The organism is uncultured Arenimonas sp. (assembly GCF_963976025.1).
GTDB lineage: Bacteria > Pseudomonadota > Gammaproteobacteria > Xanthomonadales > Xanthomonadaceae > Arenimonas.
This window is the reverse complement of sequence record NZ_CAXBJS010000108.1, coordinates 1-9,218: the sequence shown is the minus strand read 5'-3', so window position 1 is coordinate 9,218 and position 9,218 is coordinate 1. Positions and strand designations below refer to the sequence as shown.

The 9,218-nt window shown below is 68.6% G+C and carries 12 protein-coding genes; 5 read left to right on the top strand and 7 right to left on the bottom strand.

Annotated elements, in window-relative coordinates; genetic code table 11:
* On the bottom strand, nucleotides 1-512 hold a 512-nt coding region (locus AACZ35_RS09495; RefSeq protein ID WP_339828477.1), incomplete at its 3' end, for a M20/M25/M40 family metallo-hydrolase.
* Nucleotides 513-716: 204 nt separating this feature from the next.
* Between AACZ35_RS09495 and AACZ35_RS09490 the strand changes: the two genes are divergently transcribed.
* From AACZ35_RS09490 to AACZ35_RS09470, 5 genes are all read left to right on the top strand, one after another.
* Nucleotides 717-1,028, top strand: coding sequence for a helix-hairpin-helix domain-containing protein (locus tag AACZ35_RS09490; RefSeq protein WP_339828474.1), 312 nt, complete (start codon nucleotides 717-719; stop codon nucleotides 1,026-1,028).
* Nucleotides 1,029-1,097: 69 nt separating this feature from the next.
* Nucleotides 1,098-1,598 (top strand): transposase, encoded by a 501-nt coding sequence (locus tag AACZ35_RS09485; protein WP_339828471.1) that lies wholly within the window; start codon nucleotides 1,098-1,100, stop codon nucleotides 1,596-1,598.
* Between the two features lie 24 nt (nucleotides 1,599-1,622).
* Nucleotides 1,623-2,087: an SET domain-containing protein gene (locus tag AACZ35_RS09480; RefSeq protein ID WP_339828468.1), complete on the top strand. Its 465-nt coding sequence runs from the start codon at nucleotides 1,623-1,625 to the stop codon at nucleotides 2,085-2,087.
* Nucleotides 2,087-2,689: a HutD family protein gene (locus AACZ35_RS09475; RefSeq protein ID WP_339828466.1), complete on the top strand. Its 603-nt coding sequence runs from the start codon at nucleotides 2,087-2,089 to the stop codon at nucleotides 2,687-2,689. The genes AACZ35_RS09480 and AACZ35_RS09475 overlap by 1 nt, the downstream gene beginning before the upstream one ends.
* 72 nt (nucleotides 2,690-2,761) lie before the next feature.
* Nucleotides 2,762-3,544 carry an MBL fold metallo-hydrolase gene (locus AACZ35_RS09470; protein ID WP_339828462.1) on the top strand — a complete coding sequence of 261 codons (783 nt, stop codon included), beginning with the start codon at nucleotides 2,762-2,764 and terminating at the stop codon, nucleotides 3,542-3,544.
* Nucleotides 3,545-3,551: 7 nt separating this feature from the next.
* On the opposite strand, the gene AACZ35_RS09465 is transcribed toward AACZ35_RS09470, so the two are convergent.
* The 6 genes from AACZ35_RS09465 to sufB are packed head-to-tail and all read right to left on the bottom strand — an operon-like array spanning nucleotide 3,552 to nucleotide 9,176.
* Nucleotides 3,552-3,866 (bottom strand): non-heme iron oxygenase ferredoxin subunit, encoded by a 315-nt coding sequence (locus AACZ35_RS09465; protein WP_339828459.1) that lies wholly within the window; start codon nucleotides 3,864-3,866, stop codon nucleotides 3,552-3,554.
* A complete protein-coding gene (locus tag AACZ35_RS09460; RefSeq protein ID WP_339828480.1) occupies nucleotides 3,863-4,387 on the bottom strand; it encodes a GNAT family N-acetyltransferase in 525 nt (174 codons plus the stop codon). Before AACZ35_RS09460 ends, AACZ35_RS09465 begins: the two co-directional genes overlap by 4 nt.
* Before the next feature lie 34 nt (nucleotides 4,388-4,421).
* Nucleotides 4,422-5,651 (bottom strand): cysteine desulfurase, encoded by a 1,230-nt coding sequence (locus AACZ35_RS09455; RefSeq protein WP_339828456.1) that lies wholly within the window; start codon nucleotides 5,649-5,651, stop codon nucleotides 4,422-4,424.
* Nucleotides 5,648-6,949, bottom strand: a complete 1,302-nt coding sequence (sufD, locus tag AACZ35_RS09450) for a Fe-S cluster assembly protein SufD (RefSeq protein ID WP_339828454.1) — start codon at nucleotides 6,947-6,949, stop codon at nucleotides 5,648-5,650. The genes AACZ35_RS09455 and sufD overlap by 4 nt, the downstream gene beginning before the upstream one ends.
* The gene (gene sufC / locus AACZ35_RS09445) at nucleotides 6,946-7,716 is read right to left on the bottom strand and encodes a Fe-S cluster assembly ATPase SufC (protein WP_339828452.1); all 771 of its coding nucleotides are present in this window, start codon (nucleotides 7,714-7,716) and stop codon (nucleotides 6,946-6,948) included. The genes sufD and sufC overlap by 4 nt, the downstream gene beginning before the upstream one ends.
* Before the next feature lie 17 nt (nucleotides 7,717-7,733).
* Nucleotides 7,734-9,176 (bottom strand): Fe-S cluster assembly protein SufB, encoded by a 1,443-nt coding sequence (gene sufB / locus AACZ35_RS09440; protein WP_339828450.1) that lies wholly within the window; start codon nucleotides 9,174-9,176, stop codon nucleotides 7,734-7,736.
* Nucleotides 9,177-9,218 lie beyond the last annotated feature (42 nt).

Genomic DNA, 9,218 nt, shown 5'->3' with positions numbered 1-9,218 from the left:
TAATGGGGCAGGTCGTAGCTGCCGGATTCTTCGCAGGCTTCGATCAGGATGACGCAGCGCGCGTGCGGCAGGCCCTGTTCCTGCAGCACGCGGATGGCGGTGAGCGAACCATAAAGTGCGTAACCGTCATCGGCGCCGCCGCGGCCGTAGAGCTTGTCGCCCTTGATCACGGGCTTCCAGGGGCCCAGGTCGTCGGCCCAGCCGGTCATTTCCGGCTGCTTGTCCAGGTGGCCGTAGAGCAGCACGCAGTCGTCGCCCTGGCCGGGCACTTCGATGTAGATCAGCGGCGTGCGGCCTTCGAGCTCCACCACTTCGACGCTCATGCCCTTGATCGGCTGCGCCTTCGCCCAGCCGGCGAGCAGCTTGACGGCATCGTCCATGTAGCCGTTCTCGCGCCACTGCGCGTCGAACATCGGCGACTTGTTGGGGATGCGGATGTATTCGACCAGCTGCGGGACGATGTCGCCGTCCCAGGCGTCGGCGACGAAACGTTCGGTCTTGGCGGTGTCCATGGGGGTCCTTGCTGCGGTTATGCGGCGATTTTAACGCTTCCGGGCCGTCGCCGCCGTGAGGGTAGGAAGGCGCCGACGGCACGGGGCGCCCGGTTCCGAGCCTGCACGGAGCGGTTTGGCGATGGGGTGGGGCCGGCCGGCCGGGGACACTTTCCCTGCCGCCGCCAGCCCGGCGCGGCGAGACCCCAAACCCAAGGAACCGCCATGAACAAGACCGTTTCCCTGCTTTCCTCGCTGCTGCTGTGCGCCTTCCTTTCCGGCGGCGCCCTGGCCGCCGAGAAGGTCGACATCAACAACGCCGACGCCCAGACCCTGGGCCGCGTGCTCGACGGCGTCGGCCCCGCCAAGGCCGAGGCCATCGTCAGCCACCGCGCCAAACACGGCGCCTTCCGCAGCGCCGACGAACTGGCCGAGGTCAAGGGCATCGGCCTGGCCCTGGTCGAAGCCAACCGCGACCGCATCGAGGTCGGCGCCGGCAAGGCGCGGGCGCCCGCGGCGGCCAGCGCGTCCGACTGATCCCTCCACCCCGCGTGGACCCCCACTTGGCCCGGCCCGCGCCGGGCCCTTTTTCCCCTGGAGGACACCATGCCGCCTTCGATGCCGGTGCGTGACCAGCCCGATGCCGGCTTCCGCCGGGTTCGCCTCGAGCGCTGGTCGGTGCCGGGGCAGACCTACCTGCTGTCGGTGGCCACGCTCTACCGGCGACCGGTCTTCAGCGACGACGAGGCCGCGCGCGCCGTATGCCGTGTGCACACCGCGCAGTGGCCCTGGCGCGACAGCGCCGTGCTGGCCTGGGTGCTGATGCCCGACCACTGGCAGGGCCTGGTGACGTTGGGCGAACGCGACAGCCTGTCGACCCTGGTCGGGCGCTTCAAATCCCTGACCTCCCGCGCCGTCGACGACCGGCACCGCGTCAACGGCTGGCTGTGGGGGCGCGGATTCACCGACCGCGTGCTGGGGCCGGACGAACCGGCCATGGACGCGGCCCGACACCTGGTTGGTTTGCCGCTGCGTGCCGGCCTGGTCCGGCGCCTGGGCGACTACGCCTACTGGAACACGGCCTGGCTCCATCACGCCGGGCCCTGAGGCCGCTGCGATAGACTGCGCGGCATGATCCTGCCGCCGTATCGCATTGCAGACTCGTGTATCCCGGGTGCCGGCAAGGGCCTGTTCCTGCAGGCGCCGGTGGCGCGCGGGCGGGTGGTCGTCGCGCCCGACGACATCCGCGGCACCCAACGCTGGGAACAGGTGCGCGCGCGTCCCGACGCCGAAGCGGCAATGGCGGCCAGCGTGCGCTGGTTCGAGGACCAGTGCACGGTCAGCCTGGACTGGCCCGACGAGTGTTTCGTCAACCACAGCTTCGAACCCAATGGCCTGTGGCACCTGGGTTTCATCTTCGCCGCGCGCGACCTCGCGGCCGGCGAGGAGCTGACCGTGGACTACCGGCACCTGCTGCCGGAGGGTGAAACCGAAGTCTTCCGCGACGCCGGCAGTGGCCGCGAGATCGTCGGGTTTTCCTGGGCCGAATCACTTGCCCGTTCCAGTCGCGCCCTGGTGGCGCTGCAGGACGCCTGATGCGGCTGCTGCACCTGCCCGCGCAGGAGTACCGCCGGGAACGCTGGCGCAACGAGCGCGGCTGGACCCGCGAGATCCACCGCCATCCCGAAGGCAGCGCCGACTGGACCTGGCGGGCTTCGATCGCCGAGATCGACCAGGACGCGCCGATTTACCCCTTCCCGGGCGTTGATCGCGAACTGGTGCTGATGGCCGGCGAGGGCATGCATCTTCATTTCGACGACGGTGAATCAAGCACGCTGCTGCCGCCGCATGACCGCATCCGTTTTTCCGGCGAACGTCCGCTGCGCGCCGAACTCATCGCCGGCCCGACCCACGACTTCAACCTGATGTGGCGGCGTGGCGCGCTGGAAGCCACGGTGCTGCACCGTCCGCTGGTGGGGCCGATGGTGTTCTTCGCCGAAGCCGGCACCACCTGGCTGGTGCACCTGATCCGCGGCCAGGCCTGGTTCAAGGACCTGGCCCGGCCGCTGCGCCTGGAACAGTCCGACAGCGTGCTGCTGCTGCCCGATGCCGACGGCCCGTCGCGGCTGATCCTGGAAGGTGGCGGCGAACTGCTGCTGGCAAAACTGCTTTCCATCGACGGCAACGGCGGTATTTGAGTTCCGTCAAGCGTCTTCCCGCGCCGCTCCGCTAGCCTGCTGCCCTTCCCGAACTGAAGAAGGTGCAGGCGGATGCCGACGGTACTTTATGAGCGTGATGGCCACCGGGTCGTGGTATTCCATGACCTGGTGCGGGGCGACGACGGCGTGCAGGCCAACCAGTTCCTGGTGCAGCACGGCGAAAGCTCGGCGCTGATCGACCCGGGCGGCGCGCTGCTCTACACCCCGCTGGTGCTGGCGATGGGCCAGTACGTGGCGCCGAAGAACCTGTCGTACATCCTGGCCTCGCACCAGGACCCGGACATCATCGGCGCCGTGGACCGCTGGCTCATGTACACCGACGCCACCGTCGTGTGTTCGCGGCTGTGGGGCCGGTTCGTGCCGCACAGCGTGCCGCATTACCAGAAGAACACCGGCAACGACCGCTACCTGCTGCTCGAAGACGACGGTGGCGTGGTGCCAATGGACGGGGCGGAACTCGTGGCCCTGCCGGCGCACTTCCTGCATTCGGTCGGCAACTTCAGTTTCTACGACCCGACCAGCCGGATCCTGTTCCCGGGTGACGTGGGTTCTTCGATGGTGCCGGCGGGCTCGCCCTACCGCCCGATCGAGGGTTTCGCCGCGCATTCGCGTTCGATGCTGGGTTTCCACCGGCGCTACATGGCGTCGCGCCGGGTCGCTCGCCTGTGGGCCGACATGGTGCGCGAACTGGCGCCGGAGTGGATCGTGCCCCAGCACGGCCTGCCACTGCACGGGGCGGCCATCGGTGAATTCCTGGACTGGCTGTCGGACCTGGACTGCGGAACCGATTTGCTGGGCCCGGCCGACTTCCGGATTCCGCGCCGCGCCGCCTGAGCGGTAATCAGCGGTCGTCGCGGGTCCAGACGGCGCCGTCTTCCACCTTCACCGGAAAGCGCGGCACGGGTGAATAGGCCGGCGCGCACAGGGCCTCGCCGGTGCGCAGGTCGAAGCGCGCGCCGTGCAGGGTGCACTCGACCTCACCGCCTTCGATGACACCCGCGCTGAGCTCGAAGTCTTCGTGCGTGCACTTGTCCTCGACGGCGTACAGGTCGCCGTCGAGGTTGACCACCAGGATCGGCGTGTCGCCGTCCCAGGCCACCTGCGATTCCCCGGGAAGCAGTTCGGAGGTGGCGCAGACCCGCACCCAGTCGGTCACAGCGCCTTCTCCAGGACTTCGAAGCGCAGGTCGTCGCGGCGCGGCAGGCCGAATCGTTCGTCGCCGTAGGGAAAGGGCTTCTTGATGCCGGTGCGGCGGTAGCCGCGGCGTTCGTACCAGGCGATGAGTTCCTCGCGCAGGTCGATGACGGTCATGCGCATCACGTCCATGCCGAATTCGTCGCGGGCGAAACGTTCGGCTTCGGCCAGCACCTGGCCACCAATGCCGGCGCCCTGCAGTCCAGGCCGCACCGAGAACATGCCGAAGTAGCCGGCGCCGTCCTCGACCGCGACGTGGGCGCAGGCGAGCAGTTCGCCATCGCGTTCGGCCAGCAGCATGCGGCTTTGTGGCCTGGCCAGCTGCGCCAGCACGTCTTCGGGTCCGGTGCGGCGGCCGTCGAGCAGGTCGGCTTCGGTGGTCCAGCCGGCGCGGCTGGCTTCGCCACGGTAGGCCGATTCGACGAGCGCAACGATGGCGCCGACGTCGTCGGGCGTGGCGGCGCGGAAGGCGAGGGCAGGCAGGGCGGTCTGCAGGGTCATGACGGGCTCGGGCGTGTCAAAGCAGCAGTTTGCGGACTTTTTCGATGCCGGCGGCGAGTTTTTCGACTTCCGCTTCGGTGTTGTAGAAGGCCAGCGACGCGCGGCAGGTGGCCGGTACGCCGTAATGCGCCATCAGCGGGTGCGCGCAGTGGTGGCCCGAACGCACGGCGATGCCTTCGAGGTCGAGCAGGGTGGCCAGGTCGTGGGCGTGCGCGCCGTCGACCAGGAAGCTGATGACCGAGGCCTTGCCCGGCGCGGTGCCCAGGATGCGCAGGCCTTCGATGCCGGACAGGCGCTGCGTGGCGATGGCCAGCAGGGCCTGCTCGCGCGCTTCGACCTCGGCCATGCCAATGGCGGACAGGTAGTCGGCGGCCGCGCCCAGGCCGACCACGCCGGCGATGTTGGGCGTGCCGGCTTCGAACTTGTGCGGGGCGTCGTTGAAGGTGGTGCCCTCGAAGCGCACTTCCTTGATCATCTCGCCGCCGCCCAGGAAGGGCGGCATTTCGCGCAGGTGCTGGCGACGCGCCCACAGCCCGCCGGTGCCGGTGGGGCCGAGCATCTTGTGGCCGGTGAAGGCGTAGAAGTCGCAGCCCAGCAGCGGAATGTCCACGGCGCGGTGGGGCAGGGCCTGGGAGCCGTCGACCAGCGTCACCACGCCCTGCTTGCGCGCCAGGCGGCAGATTTCCGCCACCGGGTTGACCGTGCCCAGCACGTTGGAGACATGGGTGAAGGCCAGCAGCTTCACGTCGCCGGTGAGCTTGGCGCGCAGGTCGTCCATGTCCAGCGAACCGTCGGCCGCCAGCTCCACCACGCGCAGGCTGGCGCCGGTGCGTTCGCAGACCAGCTGCCAGGGCACGATGTTGGCATGGTGCTCCATGCGCGTGAGCAGGATGACGTCGCCGGCCTTGAGCCGCGGCAGCGCCCAGCTGTAGGCCACCAGGTTGATGCCGAAGGTGGTGCCCGACGTGAGGATGAGTTCGTCGGCCGGCACGTTGACGAAGGCAGCCAGCCGGCGGCGCGCGCCTTCGTAGGCCTCGGTGGCCTCGCTGCCCAGCGCATGCACCGCGCGCGAGACGTTGGCGTTGTGCTCGCGGTAGAAGTCGTCCATCGCCGCGATGACCTGCTGCGGCTTCTGCGAGGTATTGGCCGAATCCAGGTACACCAGCGGCTTGCCGTGCACTTCCCGCGTGAGCACCGGGAAGTCGGCGCGAAGCTGCGACCAGTCCACGTGCTTGGCCTGGTTCATGGCGTGTTCCCGGCGGTGCCCAGGCGCGCGGCGACCGTGTCACCCAGCAGCCGGGCCAGGTCGGCGTCGTCGAGCGCGCGCAGCGGTTCGCGCAGGAAGGCCTGCATCAGCAGCACCCGCGCCTGCGCCGCGGGCAGGCCGCGGCTGCGCAGGTAGAACAGCGCGGTTTCGTCCAGGCGGCCGACGGTGGCGCCGTGCGCCGCCTTCACTTCGTCGGCGTGGATCACCAGCACCGGCTGGCTGTCGATTTCGGCCGAGTCGGACAGCAGCAGGTTCTTGTTCGAGAGCTCGGCTTCGCTGCCGTCGGCGCCGGCGCGGATCTCGATGCCGCCGTGGAAAACGGCACGGCCGCGATCGTCGGCCAGGCCGCGCCAGGGCAGGTCGCAGCGGGTGTCGCGGGCCTGGTGGCGGATGCCCAGGCGGGTGTCCAGGTGCCGTCGGCCGTCGGCCAGCAGCACGCCGCCGGCGTGCAGCGCCGCGCCTTCGCCCTGCAGATCGACGTGCAACTCGTGGCGGGACAGGCCGGCGCCAAGCTCGAGGTCCACGCGGCGGTAGACCGTGTCCGAGGCGAGCACGGCGTCGGTGCGGGTGAACAGCGTCGCGCCGCTGTCCTCGTTCTGCAGGCGGGCGTGGCGCAGGCGGGCGCCGCCGGCCAGGTGCACGTGCATGAGGTGGTTGACCAGGTTGCGGTGGGCGCCGGCGCCGAGGTGGTGTTCGACCACGGTCAGCGAGGCGCCCTTGCGCAGTTCGACCAGGTGGCGCAGGTGCGCGGCCTGGTCGGCGCCGGCGGGGGCACCGACGAAGACCAGGTGCAGCGGCGTCGCCACGGTCGCGCCGGCCTGAAGGCGCAGCAGCACGCCTTCGGTCGCCAGCGCGGCGTTGAAGCGGGCGAAGGGTTCGTCGGCGCGCTCGTAGCGGCGCGCCAGCACCGACACCGCGCGCGGGTCGTCGCCGGCCAGTGCCTGCGACAGCGGCCGCAGTTCGACGCCCTCGGGCAGCTCGTCGAGCTGGCTCAGGCCGGCGTCGAAGCGTCCGTTCACGAACACCAGCCGCGGCGCGGGGATGTCCGCCAGCAGCGCCGGGTCCGGCACGGTGGCTTGCGCACCGGAGGCGAAGGCGCGGTTGGCCAGCGCCCGCAGCGAAGTGTATTTCCAGGCTTCCACGCGGGCGCCGGGCAGGCCGTCGGCCAGCGCCGCGGCCAGTGCGGCGCGGCGGCAATCGCCCAGGCCCTGCGCGTCCACCAGCGCCGACGGCAGCGTTTCGAAGCCCTGCCGGAAGGAGTCGACCAGGTTGCTCATGGCGTTGCCGCGGCCTGCGGGGCGATCCGGTCCTTGACCCAGGCATAACCGTGGGCTTCGAGTTCAAGCGCCAGCTCCGGGCCGCCCGATTCCACGATGCGGCCGTCGGCCAGCACGTGCACGACGTCGGGTTTGATGTAGTCGAGCAGGCGCTGGTAATGCGTGATGACCAGGAAGGCGCGGTCGGGCGAGCGCATCAGGTTGACGCCGTCGGCCACGGCCTTGAGCGCGTCGATGTCCAGGCCGGAATCGGTTTCGTCCAGGATCGCCAGCTTCGGCTCGAGCAGGGCCAGCTGGAAGATTTCGTTGCGCTTCTTCTCGCCGCCGCTGAAACCTTCGTTGACGCCGCGGTGCAGCAGTTCGTCCTTGAGGTCGAGCACGGAAAGTTTTTCGCGCACGCGCTTGAGGAACTGCATGGAGTCCAGTTCCTCTTCGCCGCGCGCCTTGCGCTGGGCGTTGAGCGCGGTGCGCAGGAAGTAGGTGTTGTTCACGCCGGGGATTTCCACCGGGTACTGGAAGGCCAGGAAAACGCCGGCGGCGGCGCGTTCCTCGGGTTCCAGCGCCAGCAGGTCGCGGCCTTCGAGTTCGATCGACCCTTGGGTGACCTCGTAACCCTCGCGCCCGGCCAGCACGTTGCCCAGCGTGGACTTGCCGGCGCCGTTGGGACCCATGATGGCGTGCACCTGGCCGGGGGCGAGGTCAAGGCTGAGCCCCTTGAGGATCTCCTTGCCGCCGATGCTTACGTGCAGGTCTTTGATCTTGAGCATGTTCATTCCAATCCTGGTTATCCGACGGCGCCTTCGAGCGACACTTCCAGCAATTTCTTGGCCTCCACCGCGAACTCCATCGGCAGCTCGCGGAACACCTGCCGGCAGAAGCCGTCGACGATCATCGACACCGCGTCTTCCTCGCCGATGCCGCGGCTGAGGCAATAGAAGAGCTGGTCTTCGCTGATCTTCGAGGTGGTGGCCTCGTGTTCGACCGTGGCCGTCGGGTGCTTGACCTCGATGTAGGGGAAGGTGTGCGCACCGCACTTCTTGCCGATCAGCAGGCTGTCGCACTGGGTGTAGTTGCGGGCGTTGGCGGCGGTTTTTTCGATCTTCACCAGGCCGCGGTAGGTGTTCTGGCCGCGGCCGGCGCTGATGCCCTTGGAGATGATCTTGGACTTGGTGTTCTTGCCCAGGTGGATCATCTTGGTGCCGGTGTCGGCCTGCTGGCGGTGGTGGGTAAGCGCCACCGAATAGAACTCGCCAACCGAATCGTCGCCCTTGAGCACGCAGCTGGGGTACTTCCAGGTGATCGCCGAACCGGTCTCGACCTGGGTCCAGGAAATCTTCGAACGGTCGCCGCGGCATTCACCGCGTTTGGTGACGAAGTTGTAGATGCCGCCCTTGCCGTTCTCGTCGCCCGGGTACCAGTTCTGCACCGTCGAGTACTTGATCTCGGCGTCTTCGAGCGCCACCAGTTCGACCACCGCCGCGTGCAGCTGGTTCTCGTCGCGCTGGGGCGCCGTGCAGCCTTCGAGGTAGGACACGTGGCCCTTTTCCTCGCAGATGATCAGGGTGCGCTCGAACTGGCCGGTGTGGCCGGCGTTGATGCGGAAATAGGTGCTCAGCTCCATCGGGCAGCGCACGCCCTTGGGGATGAAGACGAAGCTGCCGTCGGAGAACACCGCCGAGTTGAGTGCGGCGAAGTAGTTGTCGCCGGTGGGCACCACCGTGCCCAGGTACTTGCGCACCAGCTCGGGGTGTTCCTTGATGGCCTCGGACATCGAGCAGAAGATCACGCCCTTCTCGGCCAGTTCCTTGCGGAAGGTGGTGCCGACCGACACCGAGTCGAACACCGCGTCCACCGCCACGCCGGCCAGCTTGGCGCGTTCGTGCAGCGGCACGCCGAGCTTTTCGTAGGTGTCGAGCAGCTCCTGCGGGACTTCCGACAGTGACTTGTACTTCGGGCCCTTGGGCGCACTGAAGTAGCTCAGCGACTGCAGGTCGATCGGCGCGATTTCAAGCTTGGCCCACTCGGGCATCGGCATGGTGAGGAAATGCCGGTAGGCGGCCAGGCGCCACTCGGTCATCCATTCGGGCTCTTCCTTCTTGGCCGAAAGGGCGATGACGATGTCTTCGCTCAGGCCGGGCGGGAAGGTGTCGGATTCGATGTCGGTGATGAAGCCGGCGTCGTAGCGACGCGCCAGCCGTTCGTGGATCTGTTGGTTTTCGATGGCCATGTCAGCCTCCTGCCGGCGCCAGGCGTAGGGGAATGGCCCGGC

Bases quoted from the DNA above. Each gene is read 5' to 3' on its own strand.
- AACZ35_RS09485 (WP_339828471.1), top strand. From the start codon at position 1,098: ATGCCGCCTTCGATGCCGGTGCGTGACCAGCCCGATGCCGGCTTCCGC.
- sufD (WP_339828454.1), bottom strand. From the start codon at position 6,949: ATGAGCAACCTGGTCGACTCCTTCCGGCAGGGCTTCGAAACGCTGCCG.
- AACZ35_RS09455 (WP_339828456.1), bottom strand. From the start codon at position 5,651: ATGAACCAGGCCAAGCACGTGGACTGGTCGCAGCTTCGCGCCGACTTC.
- AACZ35_RS09490 (WP_339828474.1), top strand. From the start codon at position 717: ATGAACAAGACCGTTTCCCTGCTTTCCTCGCTGCTGCTGTGCGCCTTC.
- AACZ35_RS09480 (WP_339828468.1), top strand. From the start codon at position 1,623: ATGATCCTGCCGCCGTATCGCATTGCAGACTCGTGTATCCCGGGTGCC.
- AACZ35_RS09470 (WP_339828462.1), top strand. From the start codon at position 2,762: ATGCCGACGGTACTTTATGAGCGTGATGGCCACCGGGTCGTGGTATTC.
- sufB (WP_339828450.1), bottom strand. From the start codon at position 9,176: ATGGCCATCGAAAACCAACAGATCCACGAACGGCTGGCGCGTCGCTAC.
- AACZ35_RS09475 (WP_339828466.1), top strand. From the start codon at position 2,087: ATGCGGCTGCTGCACCTGCCCGCGCAGGAGTACCGCCGGGAACGCTGG.
- sufC (WP_339828452.1), bottom strand. From the start codon at position 7,716: ATGCTCAAGATCAAAGACCTGCACGTAAGCATCGGCGGCAAGGAGATC.